Origin of the sequence: Agrococcus sp. SL85, from assembly GCF_026625845.1 — a bacterium.
Classification (GTDB): Bacteria; Actinomycetota; Actinomycetes; order Actinomycetales; family Microbacteriaceae; genus Agrococcus.
The window spans coordinates 2,222,965-2,249,115 of record NZ_CP113066.1 but is presented as its reverse complement, the minus strand read 5'-3'; the positions used below and the strand labels follow the sequence as shown (position 1 = coordinate 2,249,115).

The following is a 26,151-nucleotide window of genomic DNA, read 5'->3' as shown; positions in this document are numbered from 1 at the left end:
GATGCTCCTCGAAGTCGGTGGATGGGGCGTCGCCGCCCTGCCTCCACTCTACCGAGTCGGGTCCTCGCCGTCGTCCATGACGTCCCACGCGAGGCCGGATCCGGTGCGCTCGTAGCGTGCGGCGCGTGCGGCGCGCGCGGGCCAGCGGGCGCCGGTCGCGAGCACCCAGGCGCCCACGAGCGCGCCGAGGGCGCCGCCGGCGATCGCGGCGCCGGGCCAGCCGGTGAGCGTGCGCGCGGCGACCTCCGCCTGCTGCGCGGCGCCGGCGAGGCCCGTGGCCTCGGCGATGAGCGCGACGAGCGCCTCGGCGGCCTCCGCCGTGCCGCCCCAGGCCTCGGCGACGAGCAGGCCGCCGGCGAGGATCGCGAGCGCGCCGAGCACGTACCGCCACGCGCGGCCCGCGATGGGCAGCACGAGGGCGAGCGCGACGAGCACGAAGGCGAGGATGGGCAGCGAGGCCACGACGTCCTGGCCGCTCGCGGCGAGCTCGCGGCCGTCGACGAGCGCGGCCTGCGCCCACGGCTGCGTGGCGGCGAGGAGGCCCAGGCCGCCCGCCGTGAGCAGCCCGAGGACGGCGACGAGCCGCGCGCGCCGCACGCTCAGGCCCCTGCCCCGCCACGGGCGCGCATGGACGAGGCGATGGCCACCGCGCGCAGCGGCGCCGCGGCCTTGCTGCGCACCTCCTGCAGCTCGGCCTCCGGGTCGCTGTCGGCGACGAGGCCCGCGCCCGACTGCACGTGCGCGACGCCGTCGCGCATCGTGACCGTGCGGATCGCGATCGCGAGGTCGGCGTCGCCGGCGAGGTCGAGCCAGCCCGCGACGCCCCCGTAGACGCCGCGCTGCGCGGGCTCGAGGGCGTCGATGAGCTCGAGCGCGCGCGGCTTCGGCGCGCCCGAGAGCGTGCCGGCGGGGAACGTGGCGCGGAAGGCGTCGACCGCGGTCATGCCCTCGCGCATCCGGCCCTCGACCGTCGAGACGATGTGCATGATGTGGCTGAAGCGCTCGATCGCCATGAGCTCGGTGACGGCGACCGTGCCGGGCTCGCACACCTTGAGCAGGTCGTTGCGGGCGAGGTCGACGAGCATGACGTGCTCGCTGCGCTCCTTCGGGTCGGCGAGGAGCTCCTCGGCGAGCGCGCGATCGGCGGCGGCGTCCTCGCCGCGCGGCCGGCTGCCGGCGATGGGGTGCATCGTCGCCGTGCCCTCGTGCACCGTGACGAGCGCCTCGGGGCTCGAGCCGACGACCTCGTAGGGCCGCCCCTGGGCGTCCTCGAGCGCGAGGAGGTAGAGGTAGGGCGAGGGGTTGAGCATCCGGAGCACCCGGTAGACGTCGAGCGCGGAGGCCTCGGTCTCGAGGTCGAAGCGCGACGAGAGCACGACCTGGAAGACGTCGCCGTCGCGGATGTGCTCCTTCGAGCGCGTCACCATGCCGCGGAAGTCGTCGGCGTCGACGCGCGCGACCGCCTCGGCGGCGGCCTCGCGGTCGAGGCTCGCGAGGGCGCCGGGCGCCTCGCCCGCGAGCTCGGCCTCGAGCGCGTCGAGCCGCGCCTGGGCGTCCGCCCACAGCGCGTCGGCGTCGTCGGTGCCGTCGTTCAGCACGTTCGCGACCAGGTGCGCGCCGCCCGTGCGGTGGTCGAGCGCCACGAGCGTCGCGACGAGCGAGAGGGCCGTCGTGGGCACGTCGACCTCGCGCGGCGGCGCCGCGGGCAGGCGCTCGAGCTCGCGGATCGCCTCCCAGCCGATGTGGCCGACGAGGCCGCCCGTGAGGCGCGGGAGTCCCGCGATGCGCGGCGTCGCCCAGCGGCGCAGCAGGTGCTCGAGGGCCGCGAGGCCGGAGCCCGGCAGGTCGGGGCCGAGGATGCGGGCGCCCGCGACGTCGCCGCGCCACACGACCTCGTCGCCGTCGGCGATGAGCGTGCCGAAGGCCTGGACGCCGACGAACGACCACCGGCTCCACACGCCCTGCGTCGCCGACTCCAGCAGGAAGGTGCCCGGGCGGCCGCCCGCGAGGCGCCTGTAGACGCCCACGGGCGTCTCGACGTCGCTGAAGACCTCGCGCACGACGGGCACCACCCGGTGCCCCTCGAGCAGCGCGTCGAAGGCTGCCCGATCGGTCGTGCCGGCGCTCACGCCTCGGCCCCGGAGCTCGGGACGGGGGTGAAGAAGCACGTGCGCTCCCCCGTGTGGCAGGCCGGGCCCGTCTGCTCGACGCGCACGAGCAGCGCGTCGCCGTCGCAGTCGATCGCGATCGAGCGGGGCACCTGCACGTTGCCGGAGGTGTCGCCCTTGCGCCAGTACTCCTGCCGGCTGCGCGACCAGAACGTCACGCGGCCCTCGGTCGCCGTGCGGCGCAGCGCCTCGTCGTCCATGTAGCCGACCATGAGCACGTCGCCCGTCGCGTCGTCCTGGATCACCGCGGCGACGAGGCCGTCGGCGTCCTTCTTCAGCTGCGGCATCGCCTGCATCGCGTCCTCGCCCGTCATCGCGCCGTCACCCCTGCGCCGCGCATCGCGTCCTTGACCTCGCCGATCGTGCACTGGCCGGAGTGGAAGATGCTCGCGGCGAGCACGGCATCCGCGCCCGCCTCGACCGCGGGCGCGAAGTCGGCGGGGCCGCCTGCGCCGCCGGACGCGATGACGGGGGTCGTCGCGACCGCGCGCACCGCGCGCAGCAGCTCCAGGTCGAAGCCGTCCTTCGTGCCGTCGGCGTCGATCGAGTTGACGAGCAGCTCGCCGACGCCGCGCGCGACCGCCTCGCGGGTCCACGCGACCGCGTCGAGGCCAGCGCCGCGCGAGCCGCCGTGCGTCGTGACCTCGAAGCCCGAGGGCTGGTCGGCCGCGCGGCGCACGTCGAGCGAGAGCACGAGCACCTGCGAGCCGAAGTCGGCCACGATGCGGTCGATGAGGCCCGGATCCTGGATCGCGGCCGAGTTGACGCCGACCTTGTCGGCGCCGTGCGCGAGGAGTCGCGCGACGTCGTCGCGGCTGCGGACGCCGCCGCCGACGGTGAGCGGGATGAACACCTGCTCGGCGCAGCGCTCGACGACGTCGAGCATCGTGCCGGCGTCCTCGACCGTCGCCTTCACGTCGAGGAAGGTGAGCTCGTCGGCGCCCTGCGCGGCGTACCGCGCCGCGAGCTCGACGGGGTCGCCCTGATCGGCGAGGCCCTGGAAGCGGACGCCCTTGACGACGCGGCCGTGCGCCACGTCGAGGCACGGGATGACGCGGGTGGCGAGCACGACGGGCCTCAGATCCGTGCGGCGTGGATGCGCGTGACGATGATGGCGCGCGCGCCCACGTCGGCGAGCGCGTCCATGATCTGGTTCGTCTCGTCGCGCCGCACCATCACGCGCACCGCCGCCCACTCGGGGTCGTGCAGCGGGCTAACGGTCGCGCTCTCGAAGCCGGCGGCGACCGCGACGGCCGCGTCGAGGCGGTCTCGCGCGATGTCGTAGTCGACGAGGACGTAGTCGCGCGCGACGATGACGCCCTGCAGGCGCCGGCGCAGCGTGTCGAGCGCGGCGTGCTCGCCGCCGTTCGAGATCAGCACGGCCTCGCTCGCGAGGATCGGGTCGCCGAAGACCTCGAGGCCCTGCGCCCGCAGCGTCGCGCCCGTCTCGACGACGTCCGCGATCGCGTCGGCGACGCCGAGGCGCACCGCGGACTCGACGGCGCCGTCGAGGCGCACGAGCCGCGCGTCGATGCCGCGATCGGCGAGGTGCTGCGCGACGAGCCCGTCGTACGAGGACGCGACGCGCATCCCCTGCAGGTCCGCCTCGCCCGCGAAGCGGCCCGCGGGGCCCGCGAAGCGGAAGGTCGAGCGCGCGAAGCCCAGGCCCTGCACCTCGACGGCCTCCGAGCCGGAGTCGAGCAGCAGGTCGCGGCCGGTGATGCCCACGTCGAGCGCACCGGAGCCGACGTAGGTGGCGATGTCGCGCGGGCGCAGGTAGAAGAACTCCACCTCGTTCCGGGCGTCGCGGACGATGAGCTCCTTGGAGTCGCGGCGGCCGCGGTAGCCGGCCTCCTCGAGCATGGTGGCGGCGGTCTCGGAGAGCGAGCCCTTGTTGGGCACGGCGATCTTCAGCATGGGGTCCCTTCAGGTCTGACGTCGATGGATGGCGGCGTCAGAGATGTCGGTAGACGTCCTGCGGGGTGATGCCCTTCGCGTGCATGAGCACCTGGAGGTGGTAGAGCAGCTGCGAGATCTCGAGCGCGGTGTCCTCGTCGGTCTCGTGCTCGGCGGCCATCCAGACCTCGGCGGCCTCCTCGACGATCTTCTTGCCGATCGCGTGGACGCCCGCGTCCACGAGCTCGACGGTGCGCGATCCCTCGCGACGCTCGGCGATCGTGCGCTCGAGCTCGGCGTGCAGCTCGTCGAAGGTCTTCACGGCTCCAGGCTACCGGCCCCGGCGTCGCCCCCGCGGACGCTCGCGGCGATCGGCGCCGCGCCGTCGCCGCCGTCGGCCGCCGCGCGCAGCAGCGCGATGCGCGCGTCGGGCTCGGCGTGGCCGTAGACGGCGGAGCCGGCGACGAAGACGTCGGCGCCCGCTGCGGCGGCGATCGGCAGGGTGTCGGCGGTGATGCCGCCGTCGACCTGGAGGCGCACGTCGAGGCCGAGGTCGAGCGCGCGGGCGCGCAGCGCCTCGAGCTTCGGCATCGTCGACGGCATGAACGACTGGCCGCCGAAGCCGGGCTCGACGGTCATGATGAGCACCATGTCGAACTCGGCGAGGTGGTCCGCGACGAGGTCGACCGCGGTGCCGGGCTTCAGCGCGATCGCGGCGCGCGTGCCGCGGGCGCGCAGCTCGCGGGCGAGCGACACCGCGTCGCGCGTCGCCTCCGCGTGGAACGTGACGGAGTCGACCCCGCCGATCGCGTACTGCAGCGCCCAGGTGTCGGGGTCGTCGATCATGAGGTGCACGTCGATCGGCAGCTCGGTGACCTCGGCGATCCGCTGCACCATCGGCAGGCCGAACGTGAGGTTCGGCACGAAGTGCGCGTCCATGACGTCGACGTGCACACCGTCCGCGCTCGAGATGCGCGCGAGGTCGCGCTCGAGGTTGACGAAGTCCGCCGACAGGATGCTCGGGTGGATCCTGGCCATGCCGCCCAGCCTACCGACGCGGGCGTCCCCCACCGGCCGCCGCGGCGTCACGCGCGCGCCCGCAGCAGCTGCACGAACATCGCGTCGGTGCCGTTGCGGTGCGGCCACAGCTGCGCGGCGTCGCCCGTCTCGCCGAGCGCGATGCCGGGCGAGACCTCCCGCAGCACCGCGCGGGTGTCGACGGGCTCGAGGCCGAGGCCGCGCGCGCGTCCGACGATCGCGCGCGTCTCGGCGAGGTGCGGCGAGCAGGTGACGTAGGCGACGAGCCCGCCGGGCACGACGGCGCGCGCGGCCGCCTCGAGCAGGCTCGCCCTGCAGCGCGGCGAGCGCCGGCACGTCGCCGGGCTGCTTGCGCCAGCGCGCCTCGGGGCGGCGGCGGAGGGCCCCCAGGCCCGTGCACGGCGCGTCGAGGAGGATGCGGTCGAAGCGGCGCCCGTCGTCGCCGTAGCGCCGTCCGTCGCCCGCGACGACCTCCGGCGCGGGCTCGATGCCGCGCACCGCCTGGCGCACGAGGCGCGCCCGGTGCGGGGAGACCTCGTTGGCCTCGAGCGATGCGCCCGTGCGCGCCGCCTCCGCCGCGAGCAGCGCGGCCTTGCCGCCCGGCCCGGCGCACAGGTCGAGCCAGCGCTCCCCCGCGCGCACGGGCTCGGCGCGGCTGAGCGCGAGCGCGGCCAGCTGGCTGCCGGCGTCCTGCACGCGCCAGTCGCCGGCCGCGACCTGGGACAGCCGCGCCGGATCGCCGGCGGGCGCGACGCGGCCGAGCGGGCTCGCGGTGCGCTCGAGGCCGAGCTCGGCGTCGAGCGCGTCGGGCTCGCTCCTGCCCGGCAGCGCCACGAGGTGCACGGCGGGCGGCGCGTTGTCGGCGTCGAGCAGCGCCTCGAGCTCGTCGGCGGCGCCCTCGGCGTCGAGCGCCCGCCGCAGCGCGCGCAGCACCCAGGCGGGGTGCGCGGTCTCGAGCGCGAGGCGATCGTCGCCGCCGAGCGCCCCCGCGAGGCGCGCGAGGCGAGCCGCGGGATCCTCGGAGAGGCGGCGCAGCACCGCGTTCGCGAAGCCGCGGCGCCCCCTGTGGCCGCCGAGGAGCGCGACCGTCTCGTGCACCGCGGCGTGCGCGGGGATGCGCATGCGCGTGAGCTGGTGGGCGCCGATGCGGAGCGTCGCGAGCGTCTCGGCGTCGATCTCGTCGATCGGGCGGCCTGCCGCGTCGGCGATCATCGCGTCGTGCTGGCCCTGCCAGCGCAGCGCGCCGTAGGCGAGCTCCGTGGCGAGCCCCGCGTCGGCGGGCGAGAGCCGCGCCTCGCGGATGCGCTGCGGCAGCAGCAGGTTGGCGTACGCGTCGTCGCGCGCGACCGCGAGCACGACGTCGCGCGCGACCTCGCGGGCGCTCACGCGCCGACCGCCGCGTCGCTGGCGTCGGCGCCGCCGACGACGAGCCTCGCGGCGCCGCCGCGCCCGCGCAGCCAGTCGGCGCCAGCCATGGGCCGCTTGCCCGCGGGCTGCACCTCGACGAGCCTCGAGGGCGGCGGTGCCCGTGCCGACGACCGCGGCGCGCCCCGCGAGCCGCGCCTCGCCGGGCGCGAGCGGCTCGGCGCCGGAGCGGGCCAGGCGCAGCACCTTGAGGCGCTCCCCGCCCTCGAGCGTCGCGTGCGCGCCGGGCTCCGGCGTCGTGCCGCGCCAGCGGGCGAGCACGGCGGGCGCCGGCTGGGCGAGGTCGAGCGCGCCGTCGGCGAGGCCGAGCTTGGGCGCGAAGCTCGGCTCGCCCAGCTGCTCGAGGAACGAGGCCGTCCCGTCGGCGATGGCCGCGACGGCGGTGACGAGCTCCGCGGCGCCCGTGGCGGCGAGCTGCTCGAGCAGCTCGCCCGCGGTCGCGCCCTCCGGGATCGGTGCGTCCTGCATGCGCACCACAGGGCCGGCGTCGAGCTCCGGCACGAGCCGGAAGATGCTCAGGCCCGTGCTCGCGCGGCCGTCCATGAGCGCACGCTGCACGGGCGCCGCGCCGCGGTAGGCGGGCAGCAGCGAGAAGTGCAGGTTGACCCAGCCGTGCCGCGGCGCCGAGAGCAGCGGCTCGCGCACGAGGCCGCCGTAGGCGACGACGACCCCCAGCTCGGGCTCCAGCGCAGCGATCCGCTCCCCCGTCGCGGCGTCGAGCCGGTCGGCCTCCACGACGTCGAGCCCGAGCCGCGCGGCCGCCTCGGCGACGGGCGTGGGCGTGAGCGTGCGGCGGCGCCCCTGCGGCGACGCGGCGCGCGTCACGACCGCGACGATCTCGTGGTGCGGCGCGAGCGCCTCCAGGCTGGGCACTGCGGCGGCGGGGCTGCCGGCGAAGACGATGCGCATGCGCTCCTCGTTGGGATGGCGGTTCGGGCTGGTGGGTCGTCGCGGCGCGCTGCGCCGGATCGGGCGTGGCCGTTCGGCGCCGGTCAGAGCTGGTCGAAGGGCTCGGGATCATCCAAGCGGATGCGGAGCCTCGGCGGGGCGCCGGGGCGCCTCGGCCGCGTGGCGGCGGCGAGCACGCGGCCCCGCGCGGCCCCGGCGACCTGCGCGCCCTCGGCGTAGCCGAAGCGCACGATCGCGCGCTCCTGCTCGCCGCGCGCATCGGCAGCGACCGGCCCCAGCACGTCGACGTGCGGCGCCTCGGCGAGCGCCTCGAGCGCCTCGGCGACCGCGTCGGGCTGGCCGAGCACCGTCGCGGTGCGGACGGCGGGCGGGAACCGCAGCGCACGTCGCTCGGCGAGCTCGCCGCGCGCGAAGGGCACGGTCGTGTCGCCCGTCAGCGCGGTCGCCGCGGGGCCGACGACGCCGACGAGCACGACGGTCGCACCCTCCGCGGCGAGCGCGCGGGCGGTCGTCCACTGCCGCACGGCCTCCTCGGCGACGCGCAGGCCCGCGCGCGAGAGCAGCGCGTCGCCATCGAGCAGCAGCACGGCGCCGTAGCCGCCCTCGACGATCGGCTCGGCGCCGCGCGTGGCGACGACGAGCCGCGGCCGGGCGTCGAGCGCGAGCCGCTCGTGCTCGCCGTCGGCGACGACCACCTGCACGCCGGGCAGGGCGCGACCCAGCTCGTCGGCGATGCGGGCGGAGCCGCGGCCGACGTCGACGAGCCGCTGGCCGCCGCACGACGTGCAGCGCCAGCCCGCGGCGATGCGCCCGCACAGGCGGCACGCGGGCGCCGAGCCGCGCGAGCGGCGGCCGAGCGGACCGCCGCAGGTGGCGCACCGCCCCCGCTCGCCGCAGTCCCCGCAGCGCAGCCCCGGCGCGTGGCCCGGCCTCGCGACCTGCACGAGCACGGCCCGCTCGCCGATCGCGGCACGGATCGCAGCGAACGCCTGCGCGGGCACGCGCCGCGCGTCGTCGGTCATCGCGGTGGGGATCACCCGCACGCGGTGCTGCCCGAGCCGCTCGTGCTCGAGGAAGCCGAGCTCGACGAGCCGCTCGGCGTCCGTCGAGCGCGCGTGCCCCGCGAGCACGAGCGCGCAGCCGGACTGGGCCTGGCGCACGAGCGCGGCGTCCCGCGCGTGCACCCAGGGCGAGAGCGGCTCCGAGAGCAGCGGGTCGCCGTCCTCCCAGACCACGAGGAGGCCGAGGCGCGCCGCCGGTGCGTAGACGGCCGAGCGCGGCCCGATGATCGCGACGGGCTCCTGCGCCACGCAGCGCAGGAACCCGCGGTAGCGATCCGGGTTCGACTGCCGCGCGTCGAGCTCGACCACGCGCGCGGCGCCGACCGCGGCCTCGAGCGCGAGCCGCAGCTGGCGCTGCTCGCGGTGGTCGGGCACGACGAGGATCGCCTGCTCGCCGCGCTCGAGCGCCTGGCGGGCGAGCGCGGCGAGCGCGATCGCCCAGCGGCCGACCCACGCCTCCCCCTCGGCGGCGGCGACGGGCGCGACGCCGCCGGCGCACTCGAGCGCGACGCGTCGGCGATCCTCGACGAGCCCCGGCAGCACCGGCTCCGGTCCGGGGTCTGGCAGCGGGGCGGGCGCGGCGTCCTCGCGCGCGACCCACTGCTGCTCGACGCGCGCCTGCCGCCCGGGCACCGCCACGCGCAGCACGTCGGCCGCACCGCCCGCCGCGCGGTCGGCGACCGCGCGCGCGAGCGCCCACACCTCCGGCTGCAGCACGGGCACGGGCGAGAGCACGCGCTCGACGTCGGCGACCTCGCCCTCCCAGTCGCGCTCGGCCGCGACCTCGACCACGTACCCCGCGGTCACCCGGTCGCCGCGCAGCGGCACCCGCACGCGCACGCCCGGGGCCACGCCCTCCATCGAGGGCGGGATCCGGTAGTCGAGCACGCGGTCGAGCCTGCGGCAGGCGCGAGTCGACGAGCACGCGCGCGTAGCCCGGCGCCCGCTCCTCGGCCGCCGGCACGCGCGACGCTCCGGTCAGCGGCCCGCGGCGGCGCGGAGCGCGTCGACGCGGTCGAGGCGCTCCCACGTGAAGCCGGGCAGCTCGCGGCCGAAGTGGCCGTACGCGGCGGTCTGGCGATACTTCGGCGTGCGGAGGTCGAGGTCGCGCACGATCGCGCCGGGGCGCAGGTCGAAGACCTCCTGGATGGCTCCGCGGATGACGTCGTCCGAGACCGTGCCGGTGCCGAAGGTCTCGACGTAGAGGCCCACGGGCTGCGCCATGCCGATCGCGTAGGCCGCCTGCACCTCGAGGCGCTTCGCGAGTCCTGCGGCGACGGCGTTCTTCGCGACCCAGCGCAGCGCGTAGGCGGCCGAGCGGTCGACCTTCGAGGGGTCCTTGCCGCTGAACGCGCCACCGCCGTGGCGGGCGGCGCCGCCGTAGGTGTCGACGATGATCTTGCGGCCCGTGAGGCCCGCGTCGCCCTTCGGGCCGCCCGTGAGGAAGGAGCCGGAGGGGTTCACGATCGTGCGCATCCCGCTCGCGTCGAGGCCGAGCTCGGCGACGACGGGCTCGATGACGTGCGCCGCGACGGCGTCGCGGATCTCGTCGTTCGTGACGCCCGGCGCGTGCTGCGTGGAGACGAGCACGGCGTCGACCGAGACGGGCGTGAAGCCGTCGTAGCCGATCGTCACCTGCGTCTTGCCGTCGGGGCGCAGCCACGGGATCTCGCCCGAGCGGCGCACGGCGGCGAGCCGCTCGGCGAGCCGGTGCGCGGCCCAGGCGGTCGCGGGCATGAAGGTCGGGGTCTCGTCGGTGGCGAAGCCGAACATGATGCCCTGGTCGCCGGCGCCGATGAGGTCGAGCGGGTCGACCGAGCCGCCGCGCGCCTCGACCGCGGTGTCGACGCCCGTCGCGATCTCGGGCGACTGCTCGCCGATCGAGACGGTGACGCCGCAGGAGTTGCCGTCGAACGAGACCTCGCTCGAGTCGTAGCCGATGTCGAGGATGACGCGGCGCGCGAGGCCCGCGATGTCGACGTAGCCCGAGGTGCGGACCTCGCCCGCGACGTGCACGAGGCCCGTCGTGACGAGCGTCTCGACCGCGACGCGCGCCTCGCTGTCCTGCTCGAGCATCGCGTCGAGCACGGCGTCGGAGATCTGGTCGGAGATCTTGTCCGGGTGGCCCTCGGTCACCGACTCCGACGTGAACAGGCGCAGGCTCACGCGTCCCCCTCGCTCGTGCTGCGCGCGGCGGTCCGCCGCGCGATGGTCTCGACGATGGCACGGGCCACCGACGCCTTCGATCCCGCCGCGTCGGCGACGACGCCCGAGGCGTCGAGCACGCGCACGCGGGTGTCGACGTCGCCGAAGCCCTCGTCGTGCCCGACGCGGTTGACGACGAGCAGGTCGGCGCCCTTGCGGGCGAGCTTCGCGGTGCCGCGCGCGAGCAGGGCGTCGTCGTCCTGCTCCGTCTCGGCGGCGAAGCCCACGACGAGCGAGGACCGCGGCGCGGCGGCGAGCTCGGCGAGGACGTCGGGGTTCTGCACGAGGGCGATCGTGGGGCGCTCGCCCCACGAGGCCTTCGAGCGCTTCGCGTCGGCGACCTCGTCGACGCGGTAGTCGGCGACGGCCGCGGCCATGACGAGCACGTCGGCCGCCGCGCGCTCGTGCATCGCGGCGCGCAGCTGCTCGGTCGTCTCGACCTCGACGAGCGCGACGCCGGAGGGCGCGGGCCTCTGCAGGTTGGCGCCCACGAGCGTCACCTCGGCGCCCGCGTCGCGCGCGGCCGCCGCGATCGCGACGCCCATGGCGCCGGAGGAGCGGTTGCCGAGGAAGCGCACGGGATCGATCGGCTCGCGCGTGCCGCCGGCGGCGACCACGAGCGTGCGGCCCGCGAGCGGGCCGGAGGCGCGGCCCGCGACCGCGAGGGCGGCGGCGACGACCTCCGAGGGCTCCGCCATGCGGCCGAGCCCCGCGTCGCCGCCCGTGAGCGCGCCCGCCACGGGCCCGACGATCGTCGCGCCCCGCTCCGCGAGGGTGCGGACGTTCGCCTGCACCGCGGGCTGCTCCCACATCTCGGTGTGCATCGCCGGGGCGAGGACGAGCGGCGCGCGCGAGGCGAGCACCGTGGTGCCGAGCAGGTCGTCGGCGAGGCCCGTCGCGAGCTTCGCGAGCGTGTTGGCCGTCGCCGGGAGCACGACGATGAGGTCGGCCGACTGGCCGAGGGCGACGTGCCGCACGGCGGCGACGTCGTCGAAGACCTCGTCGGTGACGGGGTTGCGACTCAGGGCCTCGAGCGTCGGGCGGCCGACGAAGCGCAGCGCGGAGGCCGTGGGCACGACGTGCACGTCGTGCCCCGCCTGGACGAGCTCGCGGATCGCGAGCGCAGCCTTGTACGCCGCGATGCCGCCGGAGATCCCGACGACGACGCGCATCAGGCCTCTGCTGCCTCGTCCTTGGTGAGCACGAGCTTGTCGCGGTGGATCTCGTGCAGCGCGACCGAGAGCGGCTTGTCCTCGATCGTCGCGTCGACGAGCGGGCCCACGTTGTCGAACATCGACCCCTCGTGGATGTCGGTGTAGTAGTCGTTGATCTGCCGCGCGCGCTTCGAGGCGAAGATGACCAGCTGGTACTTCGAGTCGACCTTGTCGAGCAGCTCGTCGATCGGCGGGTTGATGATGCCCTGCGTGGCCATGCGTGCCTCCTGCGGCTGGATGAGCGTCGGGTGGATGCGCGGGCCGCGGGCCCGCGAAGATCGAGCGCCCGAGGGCGCAGCGACCCAGTCTAGCGCGCGACGCCGCCCGGCGTGCCCGCGGCCGCCGGCTCGTCGGCCGACTCGGCCTCGAGGATGCGCTCGACGACCTCGCGCGCGGCCTCCGCGACGTCCGCGTTCACGATCGTCGCGTCGAACTCCTCCTGGCTCGCGAGCTCGACCTCGGCGGTCCGCAGGCGGCGGGCGCGCTCCTCCTCGTCCTCCGTGCCGCGGCCCACGAGCCTGCGCACGAGCTCGTCCCACGACGGCGGGGCGAGGAAGAGCAGCACGGCGTCGGGGAACGACGCGCGCACCTGGCGCGCGCCCTGGAGGTCGATCTCGAGCAGCACCGAGCTGCCCTCGTCGAGCGCGGCCTGCACGCTCGCGCGCGGCGTGCCGTAGCGCGAGCGGTTGTGGACCGTCGCGTGCTCGAGGAACTCCCCCTCGTCGACCATGCGGTCGAAGTCGGCGTCCGAGACGAAGGCGTAGTGCACGCCGTCGACCTCGCCGGGCCGCGCGGCGCGCGTCGTGGCGCTCACCGAGTGCCGGATCTGCGGGAAGTGGTCGCGCACGTACTGCGCGACGGTGCCCTTGCCGACCGCGGTGGGGCCGGCGAGCACGATGAGACGGGGGCGACGAGAGGGGTCCACGACGTCCAGCCAACCGCGGACGCGCTCGCGCTGCAAACCGCCGAGCCCGCCGAGGCGCTTCCCCTGCGCGATCCCGAGGCCCGTCATGAGACGCTCGACCCGTCGCGGCCCGAAGCCGCGGAGGCTCCCGGCGTACTCGGCGAAGCGCAGGCGCGCCTCCGAGGCTCGCCGGGTCGTGCCACGCGCGCTCGGCGACCTCGCGCGGGCCGCGCACGCCCGAGCGCAGCGCCGCCTTCACGGCTGCGCGGGCGCGGCGCGCCTCGACGGCCGCGCGGCCGGCGGCCGCGGGATCGGGCGGTACGGGGGCGTCGCTCATGCGGCCAGGCTCCTCCCGGGCGGCGGCGATCGCGTCGGCGAGGCCCGCCTCGCCGCCCGCGAGCAGGCTGCGGCTGGCCGAGGCGAGCACGAGGGCGTCGGCCGGGAACAGCGAGCGGAGGTCGCCGAGGCGGGCGCCCTGCGCGCCGAAGCCGGGCGCGAGGATCGGCGTGGCCGGATCGGGGACGATCCCGAAGGCCGCGCGGTCGACGGTCGCGCCGACGACGATGCCGTGGCCGGCGCCCGTCTGGGCGTTCCGCGCGGCGACCGCCTCGGCCACGCCCTGCGCGACCGTGCGGCCGTCGGCGAGCCGAGCCTGCTGCAGCGCAGCGGCCTCGGGGTTCGACGTGGCGGCGAGCACGACGAGCGCCTTGCCGGCTCGCTCGGCCGCCTCGAGCATGCCCTCGAGCGAGCCGACGCCGAGGTAGGGGCTCACGGTGAGCGCGTCGGCCTCGAGCGGCGAGCCGGGCGTGAGCCAGGCGCCCGCGTAGCCGGCGTTCGTGGAGCCGATGTCGCCGCGCTTGGCGTCGGCGATGACGACGAGGCCCGCATCGCGCGCGTCGGCGAGCACCCGCTCGAGGGCGCCGAGGCCCGCGGCCCCGAACGCCTCGAAGAGCGCCACCTGCGGCTTGACGACGCCCACGCGACCTGCCGCAGCGGCCACGACCGCGCGGCCGAGCCGCTCGGCGCCGTCGGCATCGCGGCCGAGGCCCCACGCGTCGAGCAGCGCGGGGTGCGGGTCGATGCCGGCGCACAGGGCGCCGTGGGCATCGACCGCGCCCCGCAGCCGCTCGAGGAGCGTCATGCGCTCCGCCTCGCGTGGTACTCCTGCAGGCTCGTCACCGCGAAGGCCTCGCGCGCGGCCTCGATCGCCGGCACGGCCGCGCCGAGCTGCGACACCGTCGTGAACAGCGCCTTGTCGGCGGCCACGGCGGAGGCGCGGATCTCGTAGCCGTCGGCGCGCGCGGTGCCGCCCGTGGGCGTGTTGATGATGATGTCGATCTCGCCCGCGTCGATGAGGTCGACGATCGAGGGCTCGACGCCCGCGTCCGAGTGCTTGCGCACGGTCTCGACGCGGATGCCGTTGCGCGCGAGCACCTCGGCGGTGCCCTCGGTGGCGACGATGCGGAAGCCGAGCTGGTGGAGGCGGTGCACCGGCAGCACGGCCTGGCGCTTGTCGCGGTCGGACAGCGAGACGAACACCGTGCCCGTGAGCGGCAGGCCGCCGTAGGCAGCGGCCTGCGACTTCGCGAACGCGGTCGGGAAGTCGCGGTCGATCCCCATGACCTCGCCGGTCGAGCGCATCTCGGGACCCAGCAGGCTGTCGACCATCCGGCCGTCCGCGGTCCGGAAGCGGCGGAACGGCAGCACGGCCTCCTTGACCGCGACGGGCGCGTCGATCGGGAGGATCGTGCCGTCGCGCTCGGGCAGCAGGCCCTCCGCGCGCAGCTCCGCGATGGTCGAGCCCGCGAGCACGCGCGCGTTCGCCTTCGCGATGGGCGTGCCGAGCGCCTTCGCGACGAAGGGCACCGTGCGGCTCGCGCGCGGGTTCGCCTCGATGACGTGGAGCACGCCGGCGCCGTACGCGAACTGCACGTTGATCGGGCCGCGGACGTCGAGGCCCTCGGCGATGCGCTGCGTCGCGTCGCGGATCTCGAGCAGCTGCGAGCGGCCGAGCCCCATGGCCGGCAGCGAGCAGGACGAGTCGCCCGAGTGGATGCCAGCCTCCTCGATGTGCTCGAGGATGCCGCCCACGAAGAGCTCGTGGCCGTCGTAGATCGCGTCGACGTCGACCTCCACGGCGTCGTCGAGGAAGTGGTCGACGAGCAGCGGGCGGTCGGGCGCGATGATGCCGTGCGCCGCGATCCGGTCGAAGTAGCCGTGGAGGCTCGGGGTGTCGTAGATGATCTCCATGCCGCGGCCGCCGAGCACGAACGAGGGCCGGACGAGCACGGGGTAGCCGATGCGCTCGGCGATCGCGATCGCCTCGTCCTCGCTCGTCGCGGTCCCGTTGCGGGGCGCGACGAGGCCCGCCTCGTCGAGGATGCGCTGGAACAGGCCGCGCTCCTCGGCCGCGTCGATCGCGTCGGGGCTCGTGCCGAGGATCGGCACGCCGGCGGCCTCGAGCCCGCGCGCGAGGCCGAGCGGCGTCTGCCCGCCGAGCTGCACGACGACGCCGACGAGCTCGCCCGAGCCCGACTCCGCGTGCACGACCTCCAGCACGTCCTCGAGCGTGAGCGGCTCGAAGTAGAGCCGGTCGCTCGTGTCGTAGTCGGTCGAGACCGTCTCCGGGTTGCAGTTGATCATGATCGTCTCGAGGCCCGCGTCGGCGAGCGCGAACGAGGCGTGCACGCACGAGTAGTCGAACTCGATGCCCTGGCCGATGCGGTTGGGGCCCGAGCCCAGGATGATCACCTTGCGGCGGTCGCTCGGCGCCACCTCGGTCTCGAGGTCGTAGCTCGAGTAGTAGTACGGCGTCTCGGCGGGGAACTCGCCCGCGCACGTGTCGACCGTCTTGTAGACGGGGCGCAGGCCCATCGCCCAGCGCGCCTCGCGCACGGCCTGCTCGGTCGTGCCCTGCAGCTGCGCGATCTGCGCGTCCGAGAAGCCGTGCTCCTTCGCGAGCCGCAGCGTGGCCTCGTCGAGGCCGCCCGCGCGGATCTCGGCCGCCGTCTCCTCGATGAGCAGCATCTGGTCGAGGAACCACGGGTCGATGCCGGTCGCCTCGAAGGCCTGCTCGATCGTCGCGCCGGCGCGGAGCGCCTGCTGCAGGGTCACGATGCGGCCGTCGGTGGGCGTGCGCGCGGCCTCGAGGAGCGCCGCGGCGTCGCCGGGCTCGCCCTCCCAGTGGAACGACGAGCCGCGCCGCTCGAGCGAGCGGAGCGCCTTCTGCAGCGCCTGCGTGTACGTGCGCCCCATCGCCATCGCCTCGCCGACCGACTTCATGGTGGTCGTGAGCGTGGCGTCGGCCGCCGGGAACTTCTCGAAGTTGAAGCGCGGCACCTTCACGACGACGTAGTCGAGCGTCGGCTCGAACGAGGCAGGCGTCACCTTCGTGATGTCGTTGGGGATCTCGTCGAGTCGGTAGCCGAGCGCGAGCTTCGCCGCGATCTTCGCGATCGGGAAGCCCGTGGCCTTCGACGCGAGCGCCGAGGACCGCGAGACGCGCGGGTTCATCTCGATGACGATGATGCGACCCGTCGCGGGGTCGACGGCGAACTGGATGTTGCAGCCGCCGGTGTCGACGCCGACGCGGCGGATGATGTCGATGCCGATGTCGCGCAGGCGCTGGTACTCGCGGTCGGTGAGCGTGAGCGCGGGCGCGACCGTGATCGAGTCGCCCGTGTGCACGCCGACCGGGTCGACGTTCTCGATCGAGCAGACGACGACCGTGTTGTCGGCCGTGTCGCGCATGAGCTCGAGCTCGTACTCCTTCCAGCCGAGGATCGACTCCTCGAGCAGCACCTCGCCGATCGTCGAGGCGTGGAGGCCGTCGCCGACGAAGCGGCGCAGCTCCGCCTCGTCGTGCGCGAAGCCCGAGCCCAGGCCGCCCATCGTGAACGAGGGGCGGACGACGACCGGGTAGCCGTACTCCCCCGCGAACGCGAGCGCGTCGTCGACCGTCCTCGCGATGACCGAGGAGGCGACGTCGGCGCCCGACTCGAGCACGAGCTGCTTGAACAGCTGGCGGTCCTCGCCGCGCTGGATCGCGTCGACCTTCGCGCCGATGAGCTCGACGCCGTGGCGCTCGAGGATGCCCCGCTCATGCAGCTGGATGGCGGCGTTGAGCGCCGTCTGGCCGCCGAGCGTCGGCAGGATCGCGTCGGGACGCTCCTTGACGATGATCGACTCGATCACTTCGGGGGTGATGGGCTCGATGTAGGTGGCGTCGGCGAAGTCCGGGTCGGTCATGATCGTCGCCGGATTGGAGTTCACGAGGATGACGCGCACGCCCTCCTCGCGGAGCACGCGGCACGCCTGGGTGCCGGAGTAGTCGAACTCGGCGGCCTGGCCGATGACGATCGGCCCGGAGCCGATGACGAGGACGGAGCGGATGTCGTCGCGCTTGGGCATCAGGCCTGGGCCTCCTTCGTCGCGACGACGAGGTCGCGGAACCGTGCGAACAGGTGACGGGCGTCGTTCGGGCCGGCCGCCGACTCGGGGTGGTACTGGACGCTGAACGCGGGCACGTCGAGCGCGCGGAGGCCCTCGACGACGCGGTCGTTGAGCGAGTAGTGGCTGACCTCGACGCGGCCGAGGCCGGCCGGGCTGTCGATCGTCTCGCCGATGGGCGCCTCGACCGCGAAGCCGTGGTTCTGGCTCGTGATCTCGACGCGCCCGGTGGCGACGTCGAGCACCGGCTGGTTGATGCCGCGGTGGCCGAAGGGCAGCTTGTAGGTGCCGAGGCCCATGGCGCGGCCGAGCAGCTGGTTGCCGAAGCAGATGCCGAAGAACGGCAGGCCGGCGCGCAGCAGCCCCCGGAGGAGCTCGACCTGCGCGTCGGAGGCGGCGGGGTCGCCGGGGCCGTTCGAGTAGAAGGCGGCGACGGGCTCGTGCGCGAGCACCTGCTCGAGCGTCGAGCCCTGCGGCAGCACGACGAGGTCGAAGCCCTGCTCGGCGAGAAAGCGGAGCGTCGAGGCCTTCACGCCGAGGTCGAGCACCGCGAGGGTGCCGAGGCTGCCTCCGACGGCGGGCATCGTGTACGGCTCCTGCGTGGAGACGACCTCCGAGAGGCTGCGGCCCGCCATCGGCAGGCTCTCGCGCACGGCGGCGACCATCTGCTCGTCGGTCGTGAGGGCCTGGCCCGAGAACACGCCGGCGCGCATCGAGCCGGCGTCCCGCAGGCGCCGGGTGACGGCGCGCGTGTCGATGCCTGCGATGCCGACGATGCCGTCGCGCTCGAGCTGCGCGTCGAGCGGCTCCTCGGAGCGCCAGTTGGACGGGCGGCGGCTGGCGGCGCGCACCGCGTAGCCTGCGGGCCAGATGCGGCGCGACTCGGCGTCCTCGGCGTTGACGCCCGTGTTGCCGATGTGCGGGGCGGTCTGGACGACGATCTGCCCGGCGTAGGAGGGGTCGGTGAGCGTCTCCTGGTACCCGGTCATGCCGGTGGCGAAGACGGCCTCGCCGAGGGCGGCGCCTCGGGCGCCGTACGCGGTGCCTCGATGGATCGAGCCGTCCTCGAGCACGAGCGCCGCGGGCTCGGTGGTCACGGTCATGGGGTGGCTCCTTCCTGGGGTGCGCGCGCGATGGCCTGCAGGGCCTCGAGCGCGGCGGTGTCGTCGCCGATGATGCGGAGGTAGGTGTCGACGGGCGCGTCGAGGTCGTGCGCGATCACGAGGATCCCGCCGTTCTCGACGACGCGGTCGATGGTCCAGGTGGCGCGCTCCACGGAGCGGATTCGCGTGGCGGGGATGCGCACCTCGCGACGGTCGGCGACGAGCTGCACCCCCTCGGGGTCGATCGCCACGTCCGTGCGGCCGCGGAACCCGAGGCCGTGGGCGAAGACGCGGTCGTAGGGGTCGCCGGCGCGGGTCGTGGCGACGTAGAGCGCAGGGACCACGAGGGTGGGCACGACCTCGGCCCAGCCGAGCGGCGCGGCGATGTCGCGCTGGCGGCGGCGGCGGCTCCAGATGCCGAGCGCGGCGCCGATCGCGAGCACGGCGACGAAGGCGGCGCACAGCAGCGCGAAGGCCTCCTTGCTCATGCGACCGCCTCGGGCTCGGGGACGGGCAGCACCTGGCCGTCGCGGACGGTGCGGGCGCCGCCGTGCCACACGTGGCGCACCTCGCCCGGCAGCTCGATGCCGAGGAACGGGGAGTTCGCGGAGCGGCCGCGCAGGTGCCCGATCTCGATCGTGCGGCGCGCCGCGGGGTCGACGAGCACGACGTGGGCAGGGCTGCCCACCTCGAGCGGGGCGTCGTAGCCGGGCTCGCGGCCGATCGCGGCGGGTGCGCTCGAGAGCACGCGCGCGACGCCGGCCCAGTCGAGCAGGCCCGTCTCGACCATCGCCTGCTGGACGACGCCGAGCGCGGTCTCGAGCCCGACCATGCCGAACGCGGCCTCCGCGAACGCCGCCTGCTTCGCCTCGGGGGCGTGCGGCGCGTGGTCGGTGGCGACGACGTCGATCGTGCCGTCGGCGAGCGCCTCTCGGAGCGCGAGCACATCGGCCTCGGGCCGCAGCGGCGGGTTGACCTTGAAGCGCGCGTCGTAGGAGCGCACGAGCTCCTCCGTGAGCAGCAGGTGGTGCGGCGTGACCTCGGCGGTGACGCGGACGCCGCGCGCCTTCGCCGCGCGGACGACCTCGACGGTCTCGGCGGTGGAGACGTGGCAGACGTGCAGGCGCGCGCCGGTCGCCTCGGCGAGCATCGCGTCGCGCGCGACGATCGTGGCCTCCGCGATCGACGGCCAGCCGGCGAGGCCGAGCTCGGCCGAGAGCGCGCCCTCGTGCATGACGGCGCCGCGGGTCATCGTGGGCTCCTGCGCGTGCTGCGCGACGACCGCGTCCATCGACGCCGCGTGCTCGAGCGCGCGGCGCATGAGCTCCGCGTCGGAGACGCACCGACCGTCGTCCGAGAAGACCGTGACGCGCGCGGCGCTGCGGTGGAGCATGAGCATGTCGGCGAGCCGCTCCCCCGCGAGCCCCACCGTCACGGCGCCGATGGGCCGCACGGTCGCGAGCCCGGACTCGAGGCCGAGCCGGTGCACCTGCTCGACGACCGCGGGCGTGTCGGCGACGGGGGTCGTGTTCGCCATCGCGAACACGCACGTGAAGCCGCCCGCGGCCGCGGCGCGGAGGCCGGAGGCGACCGTCTCGGCCTGCTCGCCGCCGGGCTGGCGGAGGTGCGTGTGCAGGTCGACGAGCCCGGGGAGCGCGACGAGGCCGGCGGCGTCGATCACCGTCGCCGCGTCGCGGTCGATCGAGGCGGGGTCGACGAGGGCGCCGCCCTCGATCGCGAGGTCGCGCACCTCGCCGCCGAGCACGCGGGCACCGGTGAGCAGCGTGGTCATCGGGGGCCTCCGTCGGTCGAGGGGTGGTCGGATGCGAGCAGGGAGTAGAGCACGGCCATGCGCACCGAGACGCCCGCGGTGACCTGCTCGAGCACGGTCGAGGCGTCGCCGTCGGCCGCGCGGCTCGAGATCTCGAGCCCGCGGTTCATGGGCCCGGGGTGCATGATGCGGGCGCCCTGCAGCCGCGCCAGCCGCTCGTCGGTGAGCGACCAGCCGGTGATGTACTCGGCGGCGCTCGGCACGACCGCGCCCGTCTGCCGCTCGAGCTGCACGCGCAGCAGCATGAGCGCGTCGGGCTGCTCGGCGAGCACGGCGTCGAGGTCGGTCTCGGCGCGGACGCCGAGGCGCGTGGCGCCGCTGCCCGGCGGCAGGAACGCGGCCGGCCCGACGAGCGTGACCTCTGCGCCGAGCGCGGGCAGCAGGAGCGCGTTGGAGCGGGCCACGCGCGAGTGGGCGATGTCGCCGACGATCGCGACGCGCACGCCGTCGAGGTCCTTGCCGCGCGCTGCCTCGCCGTGGATGCGGCGGCGCAGCGCGAAGGCGTCGAGGAGGGCCTGCGTGGGGTGCTCGTGGGTGCCGTCGCCCGCGTTGACGACGGGGCGCCCGATCCACTCCGCGAGCAGCGCGGGCGCGCCCGAGGCGCCCGAGCGGACGACGACGCCGTCGACGCCCATCGCGGCGACGGTGAGGCCCGTGTCGCGCAGCGACTCGCCCTTCGAGGCGCTCGATCCCTTGCCCGAGACGTTGATGACGTCGGCCGAGAGCCACTTGCCGGCGATCTCGAACGAGGAGCGGGTGCGCGTGGAGTCCTCGAAGAACAGGTTCACGACGGTGCGGCCGCGGAGCGCCGGCAGCTTCTTCACCTCGCGGTCCTGGATCTGGTGCATGTCCTCGGCGAGGTCGAGGATCGCGATCGCCTCGTCGCGCGGCATCGCCGCCGTGAGCAGGTGCCTCATGCGCGGGCCTCCCGCTCGCTCGCGGCGGCGACGGCGCCGTCGATCGTGACGGCGTCCTCGCCGTCGGCCTCCTCGAGCAGCACGCGCACGTGCTCGCTGCGCGCGCTCGGCAGGTTCCTGCCGACGAAGTCGGCGCGGATCGGCAGCTCGCGGTGGCCGCGGTCGACGAGCACCGCGAGCCGCACGACGCGGGCGCGGCCGAGGTCGGCGAGCGCGTCGAAGGCGGCGCGGATCGTGCGGCCCGAGTAGAGCACGTCGTCGACGAGCACCACGACCCGGTCGTCGACGCCGCCGGCGGGGATGCGCGTGGGCGCGGAGGCGCGGGTGGGCCGGCCGCGCAAGTCGTCGCGGTGCATCGTCACATCGAGGGTGCCGACGCGCGCGCCGAAGTCCTCGCCGGTGATGGCGGTGAGGCGCGCCGCGAGGCGCTGCGCGAGATGGCCGCCGCGGGTCGGGATGCCGAGGAGGACGAGGTCGTCGGGACCGTGGTTCGCCTCGAGGATCTCGTGGGCGATCCGGGTGAGCGACCTGGCGATCTCGTCGGGGCCGAGCACGGTGCGCGCGGTAGTCAAGCTGACTCCCTTCTCCGCCTCACAGGACGGGCTTCAAGGTTGTCTGATCGCTCCCAGCCTAGCGCGTCGCGCACCCGTGCGGGGGCACGCGACGCGCTCCGGCAGGAGCCGCTACGCCTTCTGGGCGGCGATGCGCGCGAGGACGCCGTGGATGAACGCGCCCGAGCGATCGGTCGAGAGCTCGTTGGCGAGGTGCACGGCCTCCGAGATCACGACGCCCGAGGGCGCGGTGCCGTGCTCGAGCTCCCACGCGCCGACGCGCAGGATCGCGAGGTCCGTGCGCGGCATGCGCTCGAGGCTCCAGTGCTCGCTCGAGGAGGCGATGAGCTCGTCGACCTCGTCGCGGCTGTCGGCCACGCCCGTGACGAGCTCGTGCGCGAACGCGAACCACGGGTGGCGGCGCCACTCGAGCCGGTCGGCCGTCTCCCGCAGGATGTCCTCGGGGGCGTCGCCGCGCGCCTCCGCCGAGTAGAGGACCTCGACGGCGTGCTTGCGCGCCTTGCGGCGGGAGGGGTAGGTCTCCTCTGCCACGGTCAGGAGATGCGACCGAGGTAGCTGCCGTCGCGGGTGTCGACCTTGACCCTCGTGCCCTGCTCGACGAAGAGCGGCACCTGGATCTCGGCGCCCGTCTCGACGGTCGCGGGCTTCGTGCCGGCGCTCGAGCGGTCGCCCTGCAGGCCCGGCTCCGTGTAGGTGATCTCGAGCACGACCGACGCGGGCAGCTCGACCTGGAGCGCCTCGCCCTCGTGCATCGAGATGGTCGCGGTGCCGTTCTCGAGGAGGTACTTGGCGCCGTCGCCCACGACCTCCGCCGAGATCGGCAGCTGCTCGTACGTGTCGTTGTCCATGAAGACGAAGTCGGTGCCGTCGTTGTACAGGAACTGGTAGTCGCGGCGGTCGACCGTGGCGAAGTCGATCTTGGTGCCGGCGTTGAAGGTCTTGTCGACGACCTTGAGGCTGCGGACGTTGCGCAGCTTCGTGCGGACGAAGGCGCCGCCCTTGCCGGGCTTGACGTGCTGGAACTCGATCACGCTCCAGAGCTGTCCGTCGAGGTTCAGCACCGCGCCGTTCTTGATGTCGTTCGTGGTCGCCATGGGGGTTCCGTTCCGTGGGAGGGTCTGCGGGCCTCGCTGGCCGACAGACGAGTCTAGCGGGCCGCCCGCGAGAGCGACTCGGCGGCCATCCGATAGCCGTCGATGCCGAAGCCCGCGATCACGCCCGTCGCGACCGCGGAGATCGCCGAGACGTGCCGGAACGCCTCGCGCGCGTGCGGGTTCGAGATGTGCACCTCGATGAGCGGCGCGACGCCGCGGAGCATCGCGCACGCGTCGCGCAGCGCGTACGAGTAGTGCGTGAAGGCGGCGGGGTTGAGGATCACGGGCGTCGCGGCGTCGACGGCGCCGTGGATCCAGCGGACGAGCTCGGCCTCGTCGTCGGTCTGGCGCACCTCCGCCTCGATGCCCGCGACGCCGTCGAGGAGCGCCTGCACGTCGGCGAGGGTCGCGGCGCCGTAGACCTCCGGCTCGCGCGAGCCGAGCCTGCCGAGGTTCGGGCCGTTGAGGACGAGGATGCGCATGCTGGGAGCCTAGGGCCGGGCTCAGTCGGCGAGCGACTGGTAGGCCATGAAGAGCATCGACTCGTCGGGCGCCTCGAGCACGCGCGGCTTCGCGACGTCGTCGAGCACGATGAACCGCAGCATCGCGCCGCGGGCCTTCTTGTCGCGCCGCATCGACGCGAGGAGCGACTGCCAGCGGCCGAGCGGGTAGCTCATCGGCAGCTCGAGCGAGCCGAGGATCGCGCGGTGGCGGTCGACGGCGGCCTCGGGGAGCCGCCCCGCGAGGCGCGAGAGCTCGGCGGCGTAGACCATGCCGATCGACACGGCCGCGCCGTGGCGCCAGCGGTAGCGCTCGTGCAGCTCGATCGCGTGCCCGAGGGTGTGGCCGTAGTTCAGGATCTCGCGGCGGCCGTGCTCGCGGAAGTCGCTCGCGACCACCTCGGCCTTCACCTCGATCGCGCGGGCGATCGCCTCCGCGAACTCCGGCGTCGTCGGGTCGGTCGTCGCGTCGAGGCGCGTCTCGAGCAGCTCGAGGATGCGCGGGGCGGCGATGAAGCCGGCCTTCACGACCTCGGCGAAGCCCGTGAGCAGCTCGTTGCGCGGCAGCGAGTCGACGAGCTCGAGGTCGGCGACGACGACCGAGGGGTGGTGGAAGGCGCCGACGAGGTTCTTGCCCTGCTCGGTGTTGATGCCGGTCTTGCCGCCGACGGCCGCGTCGACGATGCCGAGCACCGAGGTGGGCGCCTGCAGCACGCGCACGCCGCGCAGCCACGTGGCGGCGACGAAGCCCGCGAGGTCGGTGACGGCGCCGCCGCCGAGGCCGAGCACGGCGTCGGTGCGGGTGAAGTCGGCCTGGCCCATGATCTGCCAGAGGAACTGGGCGACCTCGATGCGCTTCGCGGCCTCGGCGTCCGGCACCTCGGCGAGCAGCACCTCGATGCCGAGCTCCTCCTTGAGGTGGTCGGCGATGCGGCTCATCGCGGGCTGGTGCACGACGAGCAGCTTCCGGGCCGGGCCGAGCGACTCGCGCAGGCGGTCGACGAGGATGCCGCGGCCCACGTGGACGTCGTAGGGGGCGTCGGTCGCGACGCGGATCGTGGTCATGGTGCCTCCTGGCGGTCGGCGGTCGAGGTGCGCCCGCTCGGAGCGGGCCGGGTCGCGGCGGTCATCGCTCGCGCTCCCGCAGCCAGGCCTCGAGCGTCGAGACGAGCTGGGCCATGGGCGTGCGCGAGCTGTCGACGGCGGTGTCGGCGAGCGAGCGGTAAAGGGGCTCGCGCTCCGCGGCGATGCGGCGCCACGAGGCGATGCCGTCGGCGACGAGCGGCCGACCGCCGCCGGAGAGGCGACGCTCGGCGGCCCGCTCGTCGACGGTCACGAGCACGACGGTCGCCTGCGCGAGCAGCGCGCGGGTGCCCTCGTCGAGCACCGCGCCGCCGCCGAGCGCGACGACGGCGCCCGGCACGAGCGCGCGGCGCGCGGCCGCCGCCTCGTAGCGGCGGAACGCCGCCTCCCCCTCGGCGGCGAAGAGCTCGGGGATCGGGCCGTGCTCGAGCACGACGAGCCGGTCGGTGTCGGCGAACGTGCGGCCGAGCCGCGAGGCGAGCTTGCGGCCGAGCGACGACTTGCCGGCAGCCATCGGGCCGATGAGCGCGACGGGCGGCACGGTGCTCGCCTCGTCGCCCGGGAGCGCGCTCACGTCGTGCGGAGGCGCGCGGGGATGGCGGCGAGATAGCCCTCGAGGTTGCGGCGGGTCTCGGCGACGGAGTCGCCGCCGAACTTCTCGACGACGGCGTCCGCGAGCACGAGCGCGACCATCGCCTCCGCGACGACGCCCGAAGCGGGCACCGCGCACACGTCGCTGCGCTGGTGATGGGCCTGCGCGGCCTCGCCCGTGGCGACGTCGACGGTGCGGAGCGCGCGGGGCACGGTCGCGATGGGCTTCATGCCCGCGCGCACGCGCAGCACGTCGCCCGTGGTCATGCCGCCCTCGATGCCGCCGGCGCGGCCCGTCTCGCGGTGCACGCCGTCGTCGCCGACGAGCAGCTCGTCGTGCGCGACGGAGCCGCGACGGCGGGTCGTCTCGAAGCCGTCGCCGACCTCGACGCCCTTGATGGCCTGGATGCCCATGAGCGCCTGCGCGAGGCGGCCGTCGAGGCGGCGGTCCCAGTGCACGTAGGAGCCGAGCCCCGGCGGGAGCCCGTAGGCGAGCACCTCGACGATGCCGCCGAGCGTGTCGCCCGAGCGCTTGGCGTCCTCGACCTCGGCGAGCATCGCGGCGCTCGTCGCCGGGTCGGCGCAGCGCAGCTCGTCGGCGTCGAGCCGGTCGACGTCGTCGGGCGTCGGCAGCGGCGCGCCGTCCGGCACGCGCACGGGTCCGATCGAGAGGGTGTGCGCGACGAGGCGGATGCCGAGCTCGGCCAGGAAGGCGCGGGCGACCGCGCCGAGCGCGACGCGCGCGGCGGTCTCGCGGGCGCTCGCGCGCTCGAGCACGGGCCGCGCCTCGTCGAAGCCGTGCTTCTGCATGCCCACGAGGTCGGCGTGGCCGGGGCGCGGGCGCGTGAGCTTCGCGGCACGGGCGCCCGTGGGCTCGGCCTCGAGCGGCGCGGCGCTCATGACCTCCATCCACTTCGGCCACTCGGTGTTGCCGACGCGGATGGCGATGGGCCCGCCCTGCGTGCGGCCGTGGCGGATGCCGCCGGAGAGGCTGAGGGCATCCTGTTCGAACTTCATGCGCGCGCCGCGGCCGGCGCCGAGCTTGCGGCGCTGGAGGTCGGCCTGGATGTCCTCCGCCGTGATGGGGACCCCGGCGGGCATCCCCTCGAGGACGGCGATGAGTTCGGGGCCGTGGGATTCCCCGGCGGTGAGCCAGCGCAGCATGGTCTCCATCCTGCCAGGCGCGCGCGA

At 75.3% G+C, this 26,151-nt stretch carries 23 protein-coding genes and 4 pseudogenes; all 27 read right to left on the bottom strand.

Annotation, left to right across the window (positions count from 1 at the left end):
• Positions 1-48: 48 nt before the first annotated feature.
• Complete coding sequence (locus OVA14_RS11190) at positions 49-597, bottom strand: Trp biosynthesis-associated membrane protein (protein ID WP_267503930.1); 549 nt, start codon at positions 595-597, stop codon at positions 49-51.
• A gap of 2 nt (positions 598-599) precedes the next feature.
• Positions 600-2,129 (bottom strand): anthranilate synthase component I, encoded by a 1,530-nt coding sequence (locus OVA14_RS11185; protein ID WP_267503929.1) that lies wholly within the window; start codon positions 2,127-2,129, stop codon positions 600-602.
• Positions 2,126-2,482: a phosphoribosyl-AMP cyclohydrolase gene (gene hisI / locus OVA14_RS11180; RefSeq protein ID WP_267503928.1), complete on the bottom strand. Its 357-nt coding sequence runs from the start codon at positions 2,480-2,482 to the stop codon at positions 2,126-2,128. Before hisI ends, OVA14_RS11185 begins: the two co-directional genes overlap by 4 nt.
• Positions 2,479-3,237, bottom strand: a complete 759-nt coding sequence (gene hisF / locus OVA14_RS11175) for an imidazole glycerol phosphate synthase subunit HisF (RefSeq protein WP_267503927.1) — start codon at positions 3,235-3,237, stop codon at positions 2,479-2,481. Before hisF ends, hisI begins: the two co-directional genes overlap by 4 nt.
• Before the next feature lie 8 nt (positions 3,238-3,245).
• A complete protein-coding gene (gene hisG, locus OVA14_RS11170; RefSeq protein ID WP_267503926.1) occupies positions 3,246-4,085 on the bottom strand; it encodes an ATP phosphoribosyltransferase in 840 nt (279 codons plus the stop codon).
• Positions 4,086-4,122: 37 nt separating this feature from the next.
• Positions 4,123-4,386 (bottom strand): phosphoribosyl-ATP diphosphatase, encoded by a 264-nt coding sequence (locus tag OVA14_RS11165; RefSeq protein WP_267503925.1) that lies wholly within the window; start codon positions 4,384-4,386, stop codon positions 4,123-4,125.
• Positions 4,383-5,087, bottom strand: a pseudogene (rpe, locus tag OVA14_RS11160) (ribulose-phosphate 3-epimerase); the annotation flags it as partial. The pseudogene rpe and the gene OVA14_RS11165, both read right to left, overlap by 4 nt.
• Before the next feature lie 62 nt (positions 5,088-5,149).
• A pseudogene (locus OVA14_RS11155) lies at positions 5,150-6,788 on the bottom strand (RsmB/NOP family class I SAM-dependent RNA methyltransferase).
• Between the two features lie 177 nt (positions 6,789-6,965).
• Positions 6,966-7,436: pseudogene (locus OVA14_RS13945) on the bottom strand (methionyl-tRNA formyltransferase); the annotation flags it as partial.
• Between the two features lie 83 nt (positions 7,437-7,519).
• A complete protein-coding gene (locus tag OVA14_RS11145; RefSeq protein WP_267503923.1) occupies positions 7,520-9,385 on the bottom strand; it encodes a primosomal protein N' in 1,866 nt (621 codons plus the stop codon).
• A 90-nt stretch (positions 9,386-9,475) separates the two neighbouring features.
• On the bottom strand, positions 9,476-10,663 hold the full coding sequence (gene metK / locus OVA14_RS11140; RefSeq protein ID WP_267503922.1) for a methionine adenosyltransferase: 1,188 nt from the start codon (positions 10,661-10,663) through the stop codon (positions 9,476-9,478).
• Complete coding sequence (gene coaBC, locus OVA14_RS11135) at positions 10,660-11,874, bottom strand: bifunctional phosphopantothenoylcysteine decarboxylase/phosphopantothenate--cysteine ligase CoaBC (RefSeq protein WP_267503921.1); 1,215 nt, start codon at positions 11,872-11,874, stop codon at positions 10,660-10,662. The genes metK and coaBC overlap by 4 nt, the downstream gene beginning before the upstream one ends.
• Positions 11,874-12,134 carry a DNA-directed RNA polymerase subunit omega gene (rpoZ, locus tag OVA14_RS11130; protein ID WP_267503920.1) on the bottom strand — a complete coding sequence of 87 codons (261 nt, stop codon included), beginning with the start codon at positions 12,132-12,134 and terminating at the stop codon, positions 11,874-11,876. The genes coaBC and rpoZ overlap by 1 nt, the downstream gene beginning before the upstream one ends.
• Before the next feature lie 89 nt (positions 12,135-12,223).
• Positions 12,224-12,841 carry a guanylate kinase gene (gene gmk, locus OVA14_RS11125; RefSeq protein ID WP_420710588.1) on the bottom strand — a complete coding sequence of 206 codons (618 nt, stop codon included), beginning with the start codon at positions 12,839-12,841 and terminating at the stop codon, positions 12,224-12,226.
• A 421-nt stretch (positions 12,842-13,262) separates the two neighbouring features.
• A pseudogene (gene pyrF / locus OVA14_RS11120) lies at positions 13,263-13,961 on the bottom strand (orotidine-5'-phosphate decarboxylase); the annotation flags it as partial.
• Positions 13,958-17,230, bottom strand: a complete 3,273-nt coding sequence (gene carB / locus OVA14_RS11115; RefSeq protein ID WP_267503919.1) for a carbamoyl-phosphate synthase large subunit — start codon at positions 17,228-17,230, stop codon at positions 13,958-13,960. The gene carB and the pseudogene pyrF, both read right to left, overlap by 4 nt.
• The gene (gene carA, locus OVA14_RS11110) at positions 17,230-18,372 is read right to left on the bottom strand and encodes a glutamine-hydrolyzing carbamoyl-phosphate synthase small subunit (protein ID WP_267503918.1); all 1,143 of its coding nucleotides are present in this window, start codon (positions 18,370-18,372) and stop codon (positions 17,230-17,232) included. Before carA ends, carB begins: the two co-directional genes overlap by 1 nt.
• Positions 18,369-18,860: a hypothetical protein gene (locus OVA14_RS11105; RefSeq protein WP_267503917.1), complete on the bottom strand. Its 492-nt coding sequence runs from the start codon at positions 18,858-18,860 to the stop codon at positions 18,369-18,371. Before OVA14_RS11105 ends, carA begins: the two co-directional genes overlap by 4 nt.
• Positions 18,857-20,164, bottom strand: a complete 1,308-nt coding sequence (locus tag OVA14_RS11100; RefSeq protein ID WP_267503916.1) for a dihydroorotase — start codon at positions 20,162-20,164, stop codon at positions 18,857-18,859. Before OVA14_RS11100 ends, OVA14_RS11105 begins: the two co-directional genes overlap by 4 nt.
• Complete coding sequence (locus OVA14_RS11095; RefSeq protein WP_267503915.1) at positions 20,161-21,120, bottom strand: aspartate carbamoyltransferase catalytic subunit; 960 nt, start codon at positions 21,118-21,120, stop codon at positions 20,161-20,163. Before OVA14_RS11095 ends, OVA14_RS11100 begins: the two co-directional genes overlap by 4 nt.
• The gene (gene pyrR / locus OVA14_RS11090; protein ID WP_267503914.1) at positions 21,117-21,692 is read right to left on the bottom strand and encodes a bifunctional pyr operon transcriptional regulator/uracil phosphoribosyltransferase PyrR; all 576 of its coding nucleotides are present in this window, start codon (positions 21,690-21,692) and stop codon (positions 21,117-21,119) included. The genes OVA14_RS11095 and pyrR overlap by 4 nt, the downstream gene beginning before the upstream one ends.
• A gap of 111 nt (positions 21,693-21,803) precedes the next feature.
• Positions 21,804-22,223, bottom strand: a complete 420-nt coding sequence (nusB, locus tag OVA14_RS11085) for a transcription antitermination factor NusB (protein WP_267503913.1) — start codon at positions 22,221-22,223, stop codon at positions 21,804-21,806.
• A gap of 2 nt (positions 22,224-22,225) precedes the next feature.
• Positions 22,226-22,786: an elongation factor P gene (efp, locus tag OVA14_RS11080; RefSeq protein WP_267503912.1), complete on the bottom strand. Its 561-nt coding sequence runs from the start codon at positions 22,784-22,786 to the stop codon at positions 22,226-22,228.
• Between the two features lie 53 nt (positions 22,787-22,839).
• A complete protein-coding gene (locus tag OVA14_RS11075) occupies positions 22,840-23,268 on the bottom strand; it encodes a type II 3-dehydroquinate dehydratase (protein WP_267503911.1) in 429 nt (142 codons plus the stop codon).
• A gap of 21 nt (positions 23,269-23,289) precedes the next feature.
• Positions 23,290-24,351 carry a 3-dehydroquinate synthase gene (gene aroB / locus OVA14_RS11070; protein WP_267503910.1) on the bottom strand — a complete coding sequence of 354 codons (1,062 nt, stop codon included), beginning with the start codon at positions 24,349-24,351 and terminating at the stop codon, positions 23,290-23,292.
• 61 nt (positions 24,352-24,412) lie between these two features.
• A complete protein-coding gene (locus OVA14_RS11065) occupies positions 24,413-24,943 on the bottom strand; it encodes a shikimate kinase (protein WP_267503909.1) in 531 nt (176 codons plus the stop codon).
• A complete protein-coding gene (gene aroC, locus OVA14_RS11060) occupies positions 24,940-26,124 on the bottom strand; it encodes a chorismate synthase (RefSeq protein ID WP_267505577.1) in 1,185 nt (394 codons plus the stop codon). Before aroC ends, OVA14_RS11065 begins: the two co-directional genes overlap by 4 nt.
• Positions 26,125-26,151 lie beyond the last annotated feature (27 nt).